Source organism: Streptomyces sp. SD15 (assembly GCF_054462255.1).
On record NZ_JBTLMO010000015.1, the window covers coordinates 43493 to 58697 of the forward strand.

17 protein-coding genes, 2 tRNA genes and 1 pseudogene are annotated in these 15205 nt (G+C 68.1%); 6 read left to right on the forward strand and 14 right to left on the reverse strand.

Annotated elements, in window-relative coordinates; translation table 11 throughout:
- Positions 1–99: 99 nt before the first annotated feature.
- The 6 genes from ACX28W_RS16935 to ACX28W_RS16960 form a co-directional block, all read right to left on the reverse strand.
- Positions 100–669, reverse strand: coding sequence for a TetR/AcrR family transcriptional regulator (locus ACX28W_RS16935; protein ID WP_458999782.1), 570 nt, complete (start codon positions 667–669; stop codon positions 100–102).
- Positions 670–818: 149 nt separating this feature from the next.
- Entirely contained in the window at positions 819–1247 is a 429-nt protein-coding gene (locus ACX28W_RS16940; protein WP_458999783.1) for a MaoC family dehydratase, read from the reverse strand.
- A 2-nt stretch (positions 1248–1249) separates the two neighbouring features.
- Complete coding sequence (locus ACX28W_RS16945; RefSeq protein WP_458999784.1) at positions 1250–1696, reverse strand: FAS1-like dehydratase domain-containing protein; 447 nt, start codon at positions 1694–1696, stop codon at positions 1250–1252.
- Positions 1697–1988: 292 nt separating this feature from the next.
- Positions 1989–2153: a 50S ribosomal protein L33 gene (rpmG, locus tag ACX28W_RS16950; protein ID WP_004571794.1), complete on the reverse strand. Its 165-nt coding sequence runs from the start codon at positions 2151–2153 to the stop codon at positions 1989–1991.
- An 88-nt stretch (positions 2154–2241) separates the two neighbouring features.
- Positions 2242–2314, reverse strand: a tRNA-Met gene (locus tag ACX28W_RS16955).
- Between the two features lie 46 nt (positions 2315–2360).
- Positions 2361–2433, reverse strand: a tRNA-Thr gene (locus ACX28W_RS16960).
- A gap of 381 nt (positions 2434–2814) precedes the next feature.
- Here ACX28W_RS16960 and ACX28W_RS16965 point away from each other — a divergent pair.
- Positions 2815–4074, forward strand: coding sequence for an amidohydrolase family protein (locus tag ACX28W_RS16965; protein ID WP_458999785.1), 1260 nt, complete (start codon positions 2815–2817; stop codon positions 4072–4074).
- A 77-nt stretch (positions 4075–4151) separates the two neighbouring features.
- Here ACX28W_RS16965 and ACX28W_RS16970 read toward each other — a convergent pair whose 3' ends face one another.
- A complete protein-coding gene (locus ACX28W_RS16970) occupies positions 4152–5264 on the reverse strand; it encodes a hypothetical protein (RefSeq protein ID WP_458999786.1) in 1113 nt (370 codons plus the stop codon).
- Between the two features lie 97 nt (positions 5265–5361).
- Here ACX28W_RS16970 and ACX28W_RS16975 point away from each other — a divergent pair, with 97 nt between their 5' ends.
- On the forward strand, positions 5362–6018 hold the full coding sequence (locus ACX28W_RS16975; protein WP_458999787.1) for an SDR family oxidoreductase: 657 nt from the start codon (positions 5362–5364) through the stop codon (positions 6016–6018).
- A gap of 36 nt (positions 6019–6054) precedes the next feature.
- Here the strand turns inward: ACX28W_RS16975 and ACX28W_RS16980 are convergent, their stop codons facing one another.
- The gene (locus ACX28W_RS16980) at positions 6055–6267 is read right to left on the reverse strand and encodes a hypothetical protein (protein ID WP_168529599.1); all 213 of its coding nucleotides are present in this window, start codon (positions 6265–6267) and stop codon (positions 6055–6057) included.
- Positions 6268–6635: 368 nt separating this feature from the next.
- Positions 6636–7079, reverse strand: a complete 444-nt coding sequence (locus ACX28W_RS16985) for a hypothetical protein (RefSeq protein ID WP_458999788.1) — start codon at positions 7077–7079, stop codon at positions 6636–6638.
- 651 nt (positions 7080–7730) lie between these two features.
- Between ACX28W_RS16985 and ACX28W_RS16990 the strand changes: the two genes are divergently transcribed.
- Complete coding sequence (locus ACX28W_RS16990; RefSeq protein ID WP_355789823.1) at positions 7731–8219, forward strand: YajQ family cyclic di-GMP-binding protein; 489 nt, start codon at positions 7731–7733, stop codon at positions 8217–8219.
- 122 nt (positions 8220–8341) lie between these two features.
- Here ACX28W_RS16990 and ACX28W_RS16995 read toward each other — a convergent pair whose 3' ends face one another.
- Positions 8342–8608: a GlsB/YeaQ/YmgE family stress response membrane protein gene (locus tag ACX28W_RS16995; protein ID WP_362065346.1), complete on the reverse strand. Its 267-nt coding sequence runs from the start codon at positions 8606–8608 to the stop codon at positions 8342–8344.
- A 164-nt stretch (positions 8609–8772) separates the two neighbouring features.
- On the opposite strand from ACX28W_RS16995, the gene ACX28W_RS17000 reads away from it, so the two are divergent.
- Positions 8773–10017 (forward strand): APC family permease, encoded by a 1245-nt coding sequence (locus ACX28W_RS17000; protein ID WP_458999789.1) that lies wholly within the window; start codon positions 8773–8775, stop codon positions 10015–10017.
- Between the two features lie 50 nt (positions 10018–10067).
- Here the strand turns inward: ACX28W_RS17000 and ACX28W_RS17005 are convergent, their stop codons facing one another.
- From ACX28W_RS17005 to ACX28W_RS17015, 3 genes and pseudogenes are all read right to left on the reverse strand, one after another.
- Entirely contained in the window at positions 10068–10634 is a 567-nt protein-coding gene (locus tag ACX28W_RS17005) for an SMI1/KNR4 family protein (protein WP_458999790.1), read from the reverse strand.
- A gap of 52 nt (positions 10635–10686) precedes the next feature.
- Complete coding sequence (locus ACX28W_RS17010; protein ID WP_458999791.1) at positions 10687–11832, reverse strand: barstar family protein; 1146 nt, start codon at positions 11830–11832, stop codon at positions 10687–10689.
- Between the two features lie 13 nt (positions 11833–11845).
- A pseudogene (locus tag ACX28W_RS17015) lies at positions 11846–11944 on the reverse strand (YccF domain-containing protein); the annotation flags it as partial.
- A gap of 118 nt (positions 11945–12062) precedes the next feature.
- Here ACX28W_RS17015 and ACX28W_RS17020 point away from each other — a divergent pair.
- Both ACX28W_RS17020 and ACX28W_RS17025 read left to right on the forward strand, forming a co-directional pair.
- On the forward strand, positions 12063–12464 hold the full coding sequence (locus ACX28W_RS17020; RefSeq protein ID WP_458999792.1) for a YccF domain-containing protein: 402 nt from the start codon (positions 12063–12065) through the stop codon (positions 12462–12464).
- Between the two features lie 290 nt (positions 12465–12754).
- Entirely contained in the window at positions 12755–14083 is a 1329-nt protein-coding gene (locus ACX28W_RS17025; protein ID WP_458999793.1) for a DUF4241 domain-containing protein, read from the forward strand.
- Between the two features lie 206 nt (positions 14084–14289).
- Here ACX28W_RS17025 and htpX read toward each other — a convergent pair whose 3' ends face one another.
- Entirely contained in the window at positions 14290–15153 is an 864-nt protein-coding gene (htpX, locus tag ACX28W_RS17030) for a zinc metalloprotease HtpX (RefSeq protein ID WP_458999794.1), read from the reverse strand.
- Positions 15154–15205 lie beyond the last annotated feature (52 nt).

Consider the following 15205-nt stretch of genomic DNA (forward strand, 5'->3'; position numbering starts at 1 on the left):
CTGATTAGTTATTGATTACTAACTTGTGATGGCATGGAGATCCACGGAAAGGCGACAACCTCCGCCTCCCCCCGATTCCCCCTCGCGGACTTGCCTGTTTCAGATTTCGGACCGGTCCTTGACCCGCGCCGACGGATAGATGCCTTCCCAGACCCTGTGGTCGGCCGGAAATCCCATCGCCACCAGACAGTTGACGAGCATCCCGAACGCCATGAAGACCGTGGTCTCGCCCCGATCGGCGCCGAGGGGCAGGTGGACCGCGTCCCACCACCGCATCCAGCCGGCCCGGACCGCCTGGCCGAACTCGTGGTCACCATCCTCCTCGGCGGCCGCCACCGCGGCGTACGCCTGCATCTGCATGAGCAGCCGCTCCGGATGCTCCGCAATGACCCGCGTGTACGCGGTCGCCATGGAGTGCAGAGCCTCCTCGCCCTCCAGCCCCTCGGCGGCCTCCTCGAAAGTGCGCCGGGTGTCCTCCAGGCAGCGTTCGGCCGCCGCGAGGAAGATCGCCTTCTTGCCCGGGAAGAGCCGGAAGAGGTACGGCTGCGAGACACCCACGCGCTTGGCGATCGCCTCGGTGGACGTGCCGTGGTAGCCACCGCGGGCGAACTCGCTCATCGCCGCGCGGATGACGCTCTCGCGCCTCTCGTCTGCGCTCATCCTGACCATGCGAGTAAGTTAGTCATCAATAACTAACTACGTCAAGGGGCCGCCGGGAACTGTTGCAAGTGCCCCCCTGGGCGACAGGCGAGGGGCGGACGGGTAAGGGACGTCCGCCACAGCGAACGCCCCTTACCTCTCACCCCGTGTCACCGCCGTCAGGCCAGTCGTACGACCGCTCGCGACATGCCCAGGACCTTTTGGCCCGCGCTCATCGCGGTGAGGTCGACGCGGACGGTGTTGTCGTCAAGCTTGACCGCGACCTTGCCGCTGACCTCGATGGTCGCCCCCTTGTCGTCGTTCGGGACGACGACCGGCTTGGTGAAGCGCACGCCGTACTCGACGACCGCGCCCGGGTCGCCGACCCAGTCGGTGACGACGCGGATCGCCTCGGCCATGGTGAACATGCCATGCGCGATGACATCGGGGAGGCCGACCTCGACCGCGAACTTCTCGTTCCAGTGGATCGGGTTGAAGTCCCCGGAGGCACCCGCGTACTGCACGAGTGTGGCGCGAGTCACGGAAAAGGTCTGGGCCGGCAGCTCGGTGCCGACCTCGACGTCGTCGTATGCGATCTTCGCCGTCATGGTCAGCCCTCCGCCCGCGCCACGAGCTTGGTGATCGCCGTCACCACGTGCTCGCCCGCCTCGTCGTGGACCTCACCGCGGATGTCCAGGATGTCGTTGCCCGCCATGGACTTGATCGCCTCGATGGTCGAGGTGACCGTGAGCCGGTCGCCCGCGCGCACCGGGCGGGTGTAGGCGAACTTCTGGTCGCCGTGGACCACACGGCTGTAGTCGAGACCCAATTGAGGGTCCTCGATAACCTGCCCCGCGGCCTTGAAGGTGATCGCGAACACGAAAGTCGGCGGGGCGATCACATCGGGGTACCCGAGCGCCTTGGCGGCATCCGGGTCCGTGTACGCCGGGTTGGTGTCCCCCACGGCCTCCGCGAACTCGCGGATTTTCTCCCGGCCGACCTCGTAGTGGTCGGTGGGCGGGTAGGACCGCCCCACGAAGGACTGGTCGAGCGCCATGGGCTCGGCACCTCCTGGTTGTTCAACCGGTGTAGCGAATCTCGGCCGGTGTCCGATGCGACGGTGACACACGGCAATGGTCGGTGTCGGACGACACACGGCAATGGTCGGTGTCGGACGACACTCGACCGGCGGCCGCCGTCCGCCAAGGCGACACGCGACCGATGACCGGTGCCCGCCCGGGCGACACCCGACCGGCGGCCGATGGCGTCCGCTCGAACGGCACCACTCGGCCGATGAACGACGCGAGGCCGCCCCCGTTGCTGGGGACGGCCTCGTGTACGAGCCTGATTTATCGCGTCTCGCGGTGCGCGGTGTGCGCATTGCAACGCGGGCAGTGCTTCTTCATCTCCAGTCGGTCCGGGTCGTTACGCCGGTTCTTCTTGGTGATGTAGTTCCGCTCCTTGCACTCCACGCAGGCCAGCGTGATCTTCGGGCGGACGTCGGTGGCAGCCACAGGAGTGCTCCTTGACGAACGGATAGGACGATTAACGCATAGAAGAGTAGCCGATCGAAGGACCGACCCCACAATCGGCTACTGTCTGTAGCGGTGACCGGACTTGAACCGGTGACACAGCGATTATGAGCCGCTTGCTCTACCGACTGAGCTACACCGCTGTGATGCGATCGGAACCCGCCTTGCGGCGGGAACCTCACACACCAGAGCCCCAATACGGAATCGAACCGTAGACCTTCTCCTTACCATGGAGACGCTCTGCCGACTGAGCTATTGGGGCGAGCGATGAAGACATTACACGCTCGCCCACCGATCGCCCAAATCCGTTTCGAGGCGCCCGCCCCGGCCTGTTCCCCACCATTCCCGGGCCGTTCCTCACGCCCCTCACGGAGGGTGGACCACAGCCGAGACTCGCGCCTCTCGCGCCCCGAGGGCCACAGGCATACCGCCCGCTCCTTGGACCTCTCCCAGGGGACGGCCCACGCCAGTACGACTATTGCGCTCCTCCCCGACGAGGACGGCTCGCCACCCTAGGCTCGAATCACGCTGAGTGATCTTGATCCCCCGCTCGCCGAACCTCACTCTCCGCAACCCACTCTCCGCACCCCCGGTCTCCGCAGTCGTCCCTCCCCGCAGCCGCCCCCGAAACCCCAGGAGCGCGATGCCCGACAGTCAGCCGCAGCCGCCCCATTCCTCATCGGGACAGTCGGGACAGCCCGAAACCGCCACCCTGCTGCTGTGCGGGGCGCGGCTCACCGACGGCCGGACTGTGGACGTACGGCTGGGCGGCGGGCGCATCGAGGCGGTCGGCACCGCCGGGAGCCTGACGGCGAGCGCTCCCGGGGCGCTCGCCGCGAAGGTGGAGCTCGACGGCTACCTGCTGCTGCCGGCCCCCGCCGAGCCCCACGCGCACGGCGACACAGCGTTGACGGCCGACGGCGTCGGCCCCCTCTCGTACGACACCCAGGAGGTCCAGCGCCGGGCCACCGAGGCCGCGTTGCTGCAGCTCGGCCACGGGGCGACGTCGCTGCGCTCGCACGTGCGCGTCGGCGGCGTGCAGGGGCTCGGCGCGCTGGCGGCGCTGCTCGGGGCGCGGCGGGCGTTGCGCGGGCTGGCCGAGCTGACGGCGGTGGCGATGCCGCGAGTGCTGACCGGGGTCGCCGGGGCCGACGGGCTCGCGATGCTGCGGGACGCCGTGAAGATGGGCGCCTCAGTGGTGGGCGGCTGTCCGGACGCCGACCCCGATCCGACGGGTTACGTGGAGGCGGTCCTGGAACTCGCCTCCGAACACGGCTGCCCGGTCGACCTGCACACGGACGCCACCGACCCCGCCCGTCTCGGACGGCTCGCGGCGATGGCAGGCGGGCTGCGGCCCGGGGTGGTGCTCGGCCCGTGCGGCGGGCTCGGCAGGCTGCCCGCCAAGGCGCTCTCCCGGGCGGCCGACCAACTCGCCGCGGCCGGGGTCACGGTGGTGTGCCTGCCGCAGGGCGGCTGCGGGGGCGTGGACCGGCGTGGGACGGCTCCGGTACGGCTGCTGCGGGCGGCCGGGGTACGGGTCGCGGCGGGCAGCGGCGCCCTGCGGGACGCGGCGAACCCGGTGGGCCGCGGGGACCCGTTGGAGGCGGCGTATCTGCTGGCCTCGCGGTACGGACTACGCCCCGAGGACGCGTACGACGCCGTGAGCTCCGGCGCGCGGGCCGCTCTGGGACTGCCCGAGGTGCGCGTCGAGGTGGGTTTCCCGGCCGAGTTGCTCGCCGTGCGCGGGGACCGGCTCTCGGGGGCGCTGTCGCTCGCGTACAGCCGGATCGTGGTGCACCGGGGGCGCGTGGTGGCGCGGACCAGCGCAGTGCGGGAGTACTGCAACTCGGCGACCGCGGCAGGGTTGGATCTACCTCGGCAGGGGCGCCAGGAGCCTTCGTGAACGGTTTCCCACGCGCGCGTGGCACCCGTTCAGCCTTGTGAACGGACGCCACGCGCAGGGAATGGTCCCTCCGATGCTCAGAGCACGCCGCCGCCCAACACCCCGCCGCCGAACGGACTGACCCGCCCAGGCATCCGGTCCGCGGGGATCTCCGCGGCGCCCGACGGGGCACTGACATCGCCCGCCTCGGCGAACTTCAGGACCAGCGGAAGCTCGGCCGCCTTCGGGTCGTCGGCGAGAACGGAGAGGTCGACCTCGACCTGCTTCAGATCGCCGTTCTTCAGCGTGAAGTCGACCGCGACCTTCTTGTTCGGGGCGTCCTTCAGGTCGTCGCCCGTGGGGAGTTCGGTGCCTGCCGGGAGTTCACCCCGCAGTGGCTGGAGCTTGTCGAAGATCCCGGTGATCAGCTCACGGAAGTTGCCCTCGGCGACGATCCGCTCGGTGCCGTCGCTGCCGCTCTTGGTGCTGAGGGTGACATCGCGGGCGAGGGCACCGCGTACGGCCTTGATGATCTTCTGCTGGGTCTTGGCGTCGATCTCGTCGGCACCGTCGGCGCCGTCCACGGACCCCTCGTCGGAAGTCAGGGCCTCGTCCGCACCTCGGGTGTCGAACTTCACCCACTCGCCCTCGAGGACGCTCCTGAACGCCTTCTCGCTCTCGGGGAGTTCGTCGGCCGAGGGCATGGGGAAGCCCATCGCCTTGCTGAAGGCCTTCATGTCGGTGCGGTAGTACGTGAAGTCGCCGACGACCCGGTATTCGGCCAGGAGCCCGTCGGGGCCTGCGACCTTGACACTCGTACCGACGAGGTCCTTCTCACCCGAATCCGCCAGCGGCTTCCTGGACTTGACGGAAACGTCGATCCGCAGCCCGGCGAGCAGGCTCGCGAACTGCGGCGGGATCTGTCCGTCGGGGTCGGACCCGTCGGTCAGTGAGGTCAGCGCGTCGGGGTCGGCGTCCAGGTCCAACTGGAAGGCGAGCGACTTCTGTTCGCCGAGCCGGTCGACGGCCTGGTCCACCTTCTGCCCAGCGCTGAGGTTCTGGATCGTGCCGCAGGCCGCCACCACGGCGAGCAGCACAGCGGTGGAGCCGACCGCGGTGGCGGTCTTGCGTATGGCGTTGATGATGCTCTCCTCTACGACGCCGCGCGGCTCCCGCACGACATCCCCTCGTTCACTCAGCGACCCAGTCATCGGTTCACTGGAATCACTCATATGACTCATGTGTGACTCATGAGTCGCCCACAGGGTTGTGCGGCGAACGTGTCCGTGCGGGCGTACGGTCGGAAGCATGCGCACTGTCATCGCTGGAGGTCATGGTCAGATCGCGCTGCGGCTGGAGCGGCTGCTCAGCGCGCGCGGTGAGGAGGTCGCCGGCATCATCCGCCGCCTCGAGCAGGGCGACGATCTGCGGGCGGCCGGTGCCGAGCCGGTCCTGTGCGATCTGGAGTCGGCCTCGGTGGAACAGGTCGCCGCACATCTGCAGGGCGCGGACGCGGCCGTCTTCGCGGCGGGCGCGGGCCCGGGCAGCGGCCCGGCCCGCAAGGGCACGGTGGACCGGGGCGCCGCCGTCCTGTTCGCGGACGCCGCGGTACGGGCTGGTGTACGGCGCTACATCGTCGTCTCGTCCATGGGCGCGGACCCGGCACACCAGGGCGACGACGTATTCGACGTGTATCTGCGCGCCAAGGGCGAGGCCGACGAGTACGTACGCGGTCGTACGGCCCTGGACTGGACGATCCTGCGCCCCGGAGGCCTGATCGACGACGCAGGCACCGGCCTCGTACGCCTGGAGGCCTCCGCCGGTCGGGGGACGGTTCCGCGCGACGACGTCGCCGCGGTCCTCGCGGAGCTGCTGGAGACGTCGGCGACAGCCGGGCTGACCCTGGAAGTGATCAGCGGTTCAACACCCATTTCGGTGGCGGTCAAGTCGGTGGCGGGCAACTAGGGCGCCGTCGTCACGCCACGGCGGCAGGCGTACCGGTCAGAACAGCGGGAGCTGCCCGGGGAACTCCGCCACGACGTACCCGTCCAGCGCCGGCTGGGCGGCCCCGAGCTGCGCCTGCCTGCGCGATCCGGGGCACGAGACGAGTTCCCCGTTGCCCCGCGCTCCCGGCGGATCATGCCGGGCGAACCGTCCCGCGACGACGGCGATCTCCCTACGGCACTCGGGGCAGTTCCTGCGACGCGATGACATGGGATCAGTGTGCCCGGCGGGGAGGGAGATGCGGATGAGCCACTGAAGGAGCGGCCCGCGCGGCATCGCCCGCCCTCCCCGCGGCCCCCAACCGGTTTTCCCGCCTCCCACACACGAAGAAACCCCCTTCGAACTGCTCAATCGCGGTTCAGAGGGGGGCTCCCTCGGGAATCTTGCTCTGGTCGCCGACCAACACCCGTACGACCTTCTTCGCGCCGAGATCGCGAGTTAGGCGAAGGATTTCTCGCTTGCGTTAATCGCAGACCAGGACCCTTGCGTGGCGGCCGTTTACACGGCACGGCAACCGCGCGATCGCATTACCTATTTCACGCCCAGCAGGCCGACTTTCAGCCCGGGCAGCGAATGCCTCAGAATGCATTCACGCTGTCTATCAGTAGATCGGTACTGGGGGTATCGAGGTAGAACTCGATGCGCAGCGTCTTGCTGGAGCCCACGTTGGTGAGGTCAAGGGTCGACGTGACCAGTGTCCAGTCCGAGCTGCCAGCAGTGAACCGAGCAGGCATGGGGCGGTCAGGCGGCCCCAGCTGCCAGATCGCGAGCGTTCCCCTCACCTGGCCGACCCGAGCCCGCACCCACGCGAAAGCCGAAATGCTTCGGACTCCCTGAATAGTGAAGTCCTGAGCAATTGACCCTCCTGGCACCGTCGACCGAACAGCGAGGTAGAAATCTCCCGACTTCGCTGGGACCTGAGCGGTTCCCTGAACGATGTCATAGCTGACAGCGCTCGGGATATTCACTCGCTGCCACTGCACGTCCTTATCCTCGAAGCTCGGGTTCAATAGGTACGACATGAACCCCCCTTTCCCTTTTCGACGTGGTGGAGAAAGTACTACGACGATCAATCTTCAGCAAGCCCCGAAATACGAGACTCGTGGTCGCCTTTAAGTAATAAGTGAGCAGCGTGAAGAGAGGTGCCTATTCCACTTTCCATAGGGGCAGCCGCAGCCAGCTCGCCCGCCGGCACGCTGCGGGTAGCCCCAAGGGCGCGCCAAGCCACATGCCTCCATGCAGGGGCCCCATCTCCCCCCAGGCATCTTCCTGGCGCGTACACCCAACGCCTGCCAGATGTCACGAGTCACTGGACGACGGACCGCGCAGGCGCGTCCACGCGGAGCATTCGAACAGGAGGCAAGGTCACAGCAGGCCGGCTTGCACCAGAACACACGACAAGGGGCCCGTGACCAGCGATTCACGCTGGTCACGGGCCCCTTGTTTCCCGTGTGGCGGCGCCCACACCGCCGGGGTTGCTGCCCTGAGGACCGCTTTTCGGCGGTGCTCTGTGGCAACGACGTAAACGATACCCGATGCTCGGGGGTGCTTCGCCACCCGATTGATCTGCGCTCGGAGGGGAGCGGGTGGCTAGGCTTATGCGGATGCGGCCGGGGACCGACGCCGGGCTCGACGGCCGCCCCTACGCACCCCGATACAAGGAGCCACAGGACATGGCCGACTCCAGTTTCGACATCGTCTCGAAGGTCGAGCGGCAAGAGGTCGACAACGCCCTCAACCAGGCCGCCAAGGAGATCTCGCAGCGCTACGACTTCAAGAACGTGGGCGCCTCCATCTCCTGGTCCGGCGAGAAGATCCTGATGGAGGCGAACTCCGAGGAGCGGGTCAAGGCCATCCTCGATGTGTTCGAGACCAAGCTGATCAAGCGCGGCATCTCGCTGAAGTCGCTGGACGCGGGTGAGCCCCAGCTCTCCGGCAAGGAGTACAAGATCTTCGCGTCCATCGAGGAGGGGATCTCCCAGGAGAACGCGAAGAAGGTGGCGAAGATCATTCGCGATGAGGGCCCGAAGGGCGTGAAGGCGCAGGTGCAGGGCGACGAGCTGCGCGTCAGCTCGAAGAGCCGCGACGACCTGCAAGCCGTGCAGGCGCTGCTGAAGGGCAAGGACTTCGACTTCGCGCTGCAGTTCGTGAACTACCGGTAGCGGGTGGTCCGTCGACTGGCGGGAACGGGTCGTTCGTTGCACGCACGACCGGGGGTGAGAAGGGTGGGCATCCTGGATGCCCACCCTTCTCACCCGTCGGCTGCGGCCTCGGAGGTACGCGCTCAGCGGCGCGAGTCGCCGAACAGGATGCGGTAGAGAACCAGCAGGACGAGCGAGCCGCCGATCGCGGCGGCCCACGTGGCGCCGTCGTAGAACTGCTTGGTGATCGGGTGGTCCAGCCAGCGGGCGGAGATCCAGCCGCCTATGAAGGCGCCCGCAATCCCGATGACGGTCGTGCCGATGAAACCGCCCGGGTCACGGCCAGGCAGCAGGAATTTGGCGATGGCTCCGGCCAACAGCCCCAAAATGATCCAGCCGATGATGCCCATGCCGTGAACCTGCCTTTCCGTGCTGTGCCTGCGCTCTGCTCCTGCTCCGGCCGAGCTGTGTTCATGCTTGCAAGCTGCTGGTTGTGCCTGTTGTTCGTGCCTCGTTGGCGGGGAGGACGCCTCATCGGCGCCGGTCGGTTGCGCTGATCAGTAGGGTGCGGGCCATGACACAGTCCGGTGCCGAGTTGCGGCGCACCCTGGGCGTCGGGGACGCCGTGATCATCGGTCTCGGCTCGATGGTCGGCGCCGGGATCTTCGCGGCGCTGGGCCCCGCGGCACGGGCGGCCGGGTCCGGGCTGCTGCTCGGGCTCGCGGTCGCCGCCGTGGTCGCCTACTGCAACGCGATGTCGTCGGCGCGCCTCGCCGCCCTGTACCCGGCCTCGGGCGGCACCTATGTGTACGGGCGCGAGCGGCTCGGGGCCTTCTGGGGATACCTGGCGGGCTGGTCCTTCGTCGTCGGGAAGACGGCCTCCTGTGCGGCGATGGCGCTCACCGTGGGCGCGTACGTCTGGCCGGGACAGGCGCACGCGGTGGCGGTCGGGGCCGTGGTGGCCCTCACCGGGGTGAACTACGGCGGCGTACAGAAGTCGGCCTGGCTGACGCGGGCGATCGTGGCGGTCGTTCTCGCGGTCCTCGCTTCCGTGGTGGTCGTGTGTCTCGACTCCGACGCCTCCGACGCCGGGCGGCTGGACATCGGGCTCTCCGGTGGCGCGGGCGGAGTGCTTCAGGCGGCTGGGCTGCTGTTCTTCGCGTTCGCCGGGTACGCCCGGATCGCGACGCTCGGTGAGGAGGTACGGGATCCGGCGCGCACCATTCCGCGCGCGATCCCGATGGCTCTGGGCATCGCGCTGGTGGTGTACGCGGCGGTCGCGGTCGCGGTCCTTTCCGTGCTGGGGGCGGAGCAGCTCGGGCAAGCTTCGGCGCCGCTGGCCGACGCGGTGCGGGCGGCCGGTGTGCCGGGGCTCGTGCCGGTGGTGCGGGTGGGTGCGGCCCTGGCCGCGCTCGGCTCGCTGCTCGCTCTGATTCTGGGCGTCTCGCGGACGACGTTGGCCATGGCTCGGGACCGTCATCTGCCCGGCTCCCTCGCCGCCGTGCATCCGCGGTTCCAGGTGCCGCACCGGGCAGAGCTGGCAGTGGGCGCGGTGGTCGCCGTGCTGGCCGCGACGGTGGACGTGCGGGGCGCGATCGGGTTCTCCTCCTTCGGTGTGCTGGCGTACTACGCGGTGGCCAACGCGTCTGCCTGGACGCTGAGTCCGGCTCCGGCATCGCGGGTTGTGCCGGTGGTGGGACTCATCGGGTGTGTGACGCTGGCGTTCGCGCTGCCGGGGGTTTCCGTGGTCGCGGGCGCGGCTGTGCTCGGCGTGGGCGCGGCGGCGTACGGCGTACGCAGGTGGGCTGCTTCGCGGTAGCCACAGGCGTGGAGTCGGGGCGTGGGGTAGCCGCTCCGCAAGTTCGTTGGCTATGGCACCTGTGCCGTCGCCGCGCGTATGCGGAAGTCGGGCCAAGGGGCCATGTCCGTACCCTCGTGGGACTCCTCGTACCAACCGGAGCCGTCGAGCCAGGTGTGCAGCCAGGCCTGGAGGTCGGGCGCGTCCACGTACCACGCGTGGTCCGCGTCGTCGGCGTTCGGCTCGAAGAGCAGGACCGTACCCTTGGGGCTGCGGCAGTCCACGCACGCATACATTCCGCAGCCCCAGTGGGATATCGGCAGGACGCCCTCGGGCCAGGGCCATTCGGGGTCCTTGCGGCCGCTCTCGCGGTGGGCGAGGTACTGCGGGACCGCGGCCGGCTCCCCTGACGGGGAGCCGTCGAGCAGCGGCAACAGGCCGTATTCCGGACCGAATCCGCCGTCCCCTATCCGCAGGTAGAGCGACGCGAGCAGGGGTGGCAGGGCGAAGCCCAGGACGGACTCGGCGCGGGTGACCGCCGCCGCCTCCACGGGCTCGGGGAGTGAAGGCCAGCCCCAGGGGCGGGTGTTGCGGGCCTCCGTACTGACCCTTGCCAGCAACTGCTCGATTTCGGTCATGGGTTCATGATGCAGCGCGCCACTGACAATCGGGCGGCCTGTGGATAACCGATCAGGCGATGCGTACGTCGACACCGTTCTCGGTGAGGAATGCGAGCAGTTCCTCGAAAGTCGGCGGTCTGGGGTCGCGGCACGGGGTCACGCCGAGGCAGGCGCGGGCGACGTCGGCGTGGTGCCAGACGAGGCTGAAGGGCGGCTCGGCGCCGAATCCGCCTCCCAGGCAGTCGGCGACTTCGCTCAGGTCATGGCCGAAGTAACCGCCAGGTCCGTTCAACGCCTCGCCCAGAGCGCAGTGGAAGGCCGCCGCATCGGTGACGTACCGGCCATCGAGGTGGTAGGTGGCGCCGGGCACTCTGTCGGGCCCGTACTGGTTCATTCTGTCCCGGGCTCGCTCGAGCCAGAACTCCCGTCCCTGCACGCTGCATCGGGCCCAGCTGTTGGGTTCGGACTGGCGTTCGTGCCACCACAGGTCCCAGGCCTCGCGGGCCGCCCGGGGCAGCCGCCGCGACCAGGGGTCGAGGGTGAGGTCGACCAGGCCCCGACCGTGCGTGGAGGGGATCCACGCGGTGATCTCACCTTCGAGTACGGCGCCGACGGTCCAACCGATCCAGTTGAGACGCAGCACCCTGGCATGCCCCAGGTCCTCGTCCCCCGCGTCGAGCGCGTCGCGCAGGGAGCCGCGCGGGGAGCAGCCGAGGAGGCGCACCGGCGGCTCGGCCGGTTCCATGAATTCACGGGGGACCTGGGCGAGGCCCCGGCAGTGGCCCCATGGCTCGCTCTCCGCACCGAGAAGGCGGTATCCCGAAGAGAGTGATGGTCGTTGGGGATATTCGGCCTGAGCATCGGGGACCGCCGACGCCTCTACGGTGATGTCGCGCAGCGTCAGGTCCAACGCGCACGGGCGGTCGCCGAGGACACGTGCGTTTTCAAGGGGCCATTCCTCGCCGACCGGAGTGTGCGCGGCGTCGAGCGCCCGTAGCACCAGGCCGCCCAAAGGCGCGGAGCCGTCGACACGCGCCCGCTCCAGGGCCGCGGCCAGCTCGCTCTGGGGCGCGCAGCCGAGGAGTTCGTACCGCACGCGCGCCGGAGGGAGCGGATCGGCGAAGAGCTCGTCGGCGGCGTCCTTGCACAGGGCCCAGATCGAGTCGCCGAAGCCTCTGCTGCTGTATGCCTCCACCGCGTACTTCGGACTCTGCACCCCCGCCGCCCTGCTAACGCGTCGCGAACGGCTGGTCCGTGCGCACGATTTCGCGCCCCAGGGGAAGCAGCGAGACCGGGATGAGCTTGAAGTTGGCGATACCGAACGGAATCGTCTCGGAACGTTCCCGATCACGCCACAAGGGCGCTGCGGTTCCGCCTGAACGCCTAACCAGCTGATACTTGTCTTGGCAGGCAGCGCCAGCGGACCGACCTGGAGAGGTACCGATCATGAAGCTGTTCCACCTGCTCTTGAACGTCCTGTGGCTGATCTTCTGCGGCATCTGGATGGCCATCGCGTACACGGTCGCCGCCCTGGTGTGCTTCATCTTGATCGTCACCATCCCGTTCGGCATCGCTTCACTGCGGATCGCGGGCTACGTCCTGTGGCCGTTCGGCCGAACCACTGTAGAGCGCCCGGACGCCGGCGCGCCGTCCTTCATCGGCAACGTGATCTGGGTGATCTTCGCGGGATGGTGGCTGGCGCTGGGGCACCTGATCACGAGCATCCCGCTATTCCTGTCGATCATTGGCATCCCGTTCGGGTGGGCCAACTTGAAGCTCATCCCTATCTCATTGATGCCGCTGGGGCGTGAGGTGGTCCCGACCGATCAGAGGTTCGGTGGGCGCTGATATTGGCTCGCGACACGACGAAGCCCGAGTGCAAAGGGCCTTCCTTGAACGCCTCTCCGCGGTGTCGCCAACTGGGTCACCCCGGGCCGCACCACGCTCGCAGCGCACGCCAGGAGTGACGACTGAACCATGGCGGTGCTCACGGCCGGTTGGTCACGAGCACTGCCTCCAGCCGCGTTGCCGATGCTCCGGCGGCCCCCGGTACCAGCCCCGGCCGTTGTCATAGGCGGCCGCTACGGTTCGCTCGGAGACCGGGGCGGGAAAGTGCGGAGCGTGGGAGGGGCTTTGTGATGGGCGACGCTGGACGGACAGTGGTGGTGTCGTACGCGCAGGGGTGGGATCTGTCCTCGCGTACCACCTTGCGACCGCTCTCCCGTTCCGAGGCCGAGGCGCGGGACGATGCGGGCAAGCCGTATGTGATGGTCCATCGCGTGGGGGAGCGGCTCGCACCGGTCGAGGTGCACCTGGTGGCATGGGGTGATCATTACGCAGGCGTGTGGGCGTACGACGATCAAGGACGCCGGACTCACGAGATGGACTGGCGGTTGATCGAACCGGGGCGTCTGTTCCTGCGCCACCTGGAAGAGTGGCGCTATGACCGGCCGACACAGGCCGAGTTCGCACAGGATGCCTGGCGCACGAGGATGGACCTCTTTCCCGGCGGCAGGGGACGGAAGGTGTCTGAGCCACAAGGCGATCGAGGTTCGTCGCTGCACACCCTTGCGGACATTGCCGATACAGACCGGTGGCGTGACAGGTCGGAGTTCGGCGTACGAGGTACCCGGGAGCTGTTCTTCCCTGAGCCGTCGTCGCTGGGGCACCACATGGCCTGTCAGGATTCTTCCGAGGCCGCACGCGAGGAGGCATCCGTCACTCGTTCTCCCTGGCTGCCGCCTCGCCCGGCCGAGCGGGCTCACTTGCGTGAGTTGTTCGAGCCCGGTACTCGCATTGCGACGCGGTTCGAGCCGGAGATGACGGTCGGTGACGTACGGGAGATCGCCGTGCTGCGTGTGCCCAGCGGCAGACTTACCGTTGCCGATCCTGTGCCCGGAGGGAGAACCGCCGGCCGTGAGCTGTCTGAGCGAATCCCCCCGGGCGAACACTCCTTGCAGGCTGCTGTGGTCGCCTACGAGGGGCGGTACGAAGACGAGTGCTTCCCGGTGGAAGAGGAAGTGGCCGTGCGTCTGCTGCTGGGCACGGAGCCGCCGGTCTCTTGGGACATGGCTCTCGCCGAGGGAGACGATCCCAGGCTTCTGCGGGACGGCGAGATCTTCGGGTTCGACACTGATGCAGCCGCGGGCTGCTTCGCCGACTCCTCCGGTTGGGAAGTGCTCGCGGACAAATATCGGCGCTATGTCGTGGACCAGGAGCACGACGCCGGAGAGAGTATCGGCGACGGGTACTCACGCACTACGGATGACGCAACCGGCGGTGATCTCGTGTCCTTCTACACCGGTGGAGACGGGACGTACGCGGTCTGGCTCGGGCGCTCGGAGTCCGGAGCGTTGGTGTCCGTCGTAGTCGTGTGCGGGTTTCTTCCCGACTTGCGCATCCTGCGAGCAGCACGAATTCCTGGTGAGGAGAATGTCCGGCTGGTGACCGTTCTCGATGAAGATTAGCCAAAAGGAGATCGCGGCAAGCGGGAACAGGGTGTACCTGTCCTTGGCCGACTGAACGTGACGACGGGGCAGACCGTCTGGCCTGCGCGCTGTCGGCGCTCCCGGAGCCTGCGCTACTGCCCCCGATGGTCATCGAAGGGCGAGTTGACCCGACCGCGATGCTTCACGCAGAAGAACGATCCCGAAAATGACGTTCAGGATTGTCTTCACTGGTGGTGACCTGCCATCTTCTCGAGCCGGGAGATGCGCTCCGCCATCGGAGGGTGCGTAGAGAACATCTTCGACACTCCCTGGCCCGGGCGGAAGGGGTTCGCGATCATCATGTGACTCGCTGTCTCGATGCGCGGCTCGGGGGGTAGTGGCAGTTGCTTGATGCCCGCGTCGAGCTTGCGCAGGGCGCTCGCGAGGGCGAGGGGATCGCCGGTGATCTGGGCGCCGGACGCGTCCGCCTCGTACTCCCTGGAACGGCTGATGGCGAGCTGAATGACGGTCGCGGCGAGCGGGCCCAGGATCATGATCAGCAGCATGCCCAGGATGCCGGGGCCGTCGTCGTCGTTCGAACGGCCGATGGGGATCAGCCAGGCGAAATTGACCAGGAACATGATCACTGAGGCGAGGGCACCCGCGACCGACGAGATGAGGATGTCGCGGTTGTAGACGTGGCTGAGTTCGTGGCCGATGACGCCGCGCAGCTCGCGCTCGTCCAGGATGCGCAGGATTCCTTCGGTGCAGCACACGGCCGCATTACGCGGGTTTCGTCCTGTCGCGAACGCGTTGGGCGCTTCCGTCGGCGAGATGTACAGACGCGGCATGGGTTGGCGGGCCTGGGTCGAGAGCTCGCGGACCATGCGGTAGAGGGCGGGGGCCTCGAACTCACTCACCGGGCGCGCGCGCATCGCGCGTAGAGCCAGTTTGTCGCTGTTCCAGTACGCGTACGCGTTCGTTCCGATCGCGATGAACAGCGCGACGACGAGGCCGGTACGCCCGAAGAAGCTGCCGATGACGATGATGAGTGCGGACAGTCCCCCGAGGAGTACGGCGGTCCTGAGCCCGTTGTGCCGGCGGTGCACGGTACGCCCTCCAAGTGGTGCGGCAGGGGAACCCTTTGCTTACTGACGCTCT

Bases quoted from the DNA above. Each gene is read 5' to 3' on its own strand.
- ACX28W_RS16935 (WP_458999782.1), bottom strand. From the start codon at position 669: ATGGTCAGGATGAGCGCAGACGAGAGGCGCGAGAGCGTCATCCGCGCG.
- ACX28W_RS16940 (WP_458999783.1), bottom strand. From the start codon at position 1,247: ATGACGGCGAAGATCGCATACGACGACGTCGAGGTCGGCACCGAGCTG.
- ACX28W_RS16945 (WP_458999784.1), bottom strand. From the start codon at position 1,696: ATGGCGCTCGACCAGTCCTTCGTGGGGCGGTCCTACCCGCCCACCGAC.
- ACX28W_RS16965 (WP_458999785.1), top strand. From the start codon at position 2,815: ATGCCCGACAGTCAGCCGCAGCCGCCCCATTCCTCATCGGGACAGTCG.
- ACX28W_RS16970 (WP_458999786.1), bottom strand. From the start codon at position 5,264: ATGACTGGGTCGCTGAGTGAACGAGGGGATGTCGTGCGGGAGCCGCGC.
- ACX28W_RS16975 (WP_458999787.1), top strand. From the start codon at position 5,362: ATGCGCACTGTCATCGCTGGAGGTCATGGTCAGATCGCGCTGCGGCTG.
- ACX28W_RS16980 (WP_168529599.1), bottom strand. From the start codon at position 6,267: ATGTCATCGCGTCGCAGGAACTGCCCCGAGTGCCGTAGGGAGATCGCC.
- ACX28W_RS16985 (WP_458999788.1), bottom strand. From the start codon at position 7,079: ATGTCGTACCTATTGAACCCGAGCTTCGAGGATAAGGACGTGCAGTGG.
- ACX28W_RS16990 (WP_355789823.1), top strand. From the start codon at position 7,731: ATGGCCGACTCCAGTTTCGACATCGTCTCGAAGGTCGAGCGGCAAGAG.
- ACX28W_RS16995 (WP_362065346.1), bottom strand. From the start codon at position 8,608: ATGGGCATCATCGGCTGGATCATTTTGGGGCTGTTGGCCGGAGCCATC.
- ACX28W_RS17000 (WP_458999789.1), top strand. From the start codon at position 8,773: ATGACACAGTCCGGTGCCGAGTTGCGGCGCACCCTGGGCGTCGGGGAC.
- ACX28W_RS17005 (WP_458999790.1), bottom strand. From the start codon at position 10,634: ATGACCGAAATCGAGCAGTTGCTGGCAAGGGTCAGTACGGAGGCCCGC.
- ACX28W_RS17020 (WP_458999792.1), top strand. From the start codon at position 12,063: ATGAAGCTGTTCCACCTGCTCTTGAACGTCCTGTGGCTGATCTTCTGC.
- ACX28W_RS17025 (WP_458999793.1), top strand. From the start codon at position 12,755: ATGGGCGACGCTGGACGGACAGTGGTGGTGTCGTACGCGCAGGGGTGG.